Genomic DNA, 799 nt, shown 5'->3' on the forward strand with positions numbered 1-799 from the left:
CTGCTCCTGACGAAAAAGGGAGAACAGCTTACCGAAGTAACAGGAGATTCTGTTCTGGCAAAAGTAAAAGCACTGGTCTCTAAAGTAAGAAATGCTGTATCTGGTAAAGAAGAAACAGGTATTTATAAAGGCTTTAAATATGAAGAAACCGGAGTAGAAGGTGCCCAGTTCGAAGTATATGCCAAAGATACCATCTATTCACCGGATGGGGCAAAGGACGAGGAAGGAAATCTGCTTGTCCGTTACGAGAAAGATGACCTGGTAGCCAAACTGACTACAGACGAAGAGGGAATGGCAGTACTCAACAATCTGCCACTGGGAACTTATTATCTGAAAGAAGTTGTGGCAGGAGAGAATTTTGTCCTGAATACCGAGCAGAAAGAATTTACCCTGACAGCCGAGGATGATACACAGGCAGTTGTTTATGAAGGAGTTACTTACAAAAACGAGAGACAGAAGGTGTCCGTATCGGTAGAAAAGAAGGATTCTGTTACAGGAGAAAAGCTGGAAGGAGTCATCTTCGGACTGTATGCCGGGGAAGATATTGTTTCTAATCAGGGAGAAGTTCTTGTAGAGAAGGATACTCTGCTGGAAAAGAAAGCAACTGATAAGAATGGGAATCTGACTTTTGACAGTGACCTTCCACATGGAAAATATTATGTCAAAGAGGAAGTCAGAAAAGACGGATATCTTCCGAACGAGGAAGTATGGAAAGTAGATGCATCCTACGAAAACCAGAATCTTGAAAAGATTGTACTGAGTAAAGAAGTTGAGAACCAGCCGACCGAGACATGGATCA

General features: G+C 42.4%; 1 protein-coding gene. It reads left to right on the forward strand.

All coding sequences use genetic code 11. The features are described from left to right. The coding region (locus tag DXC04_RS15060) for an MSCRAMM family protein (RefSeq protein ID WP_243112178.1) at nt 1-799 on the forward strand (799 nt) is incomplete at both ends.

The sequence above is a fragment of the Dorea sp. OM07-5 genome (assembly GCF_003481355.1).
GTDB classification, from domain to species: Bacteria; Bacillota; Clostridia; order Lachnospirales; family Lachnospiraceae; genus Dorea_D; species Dorea_D hominis.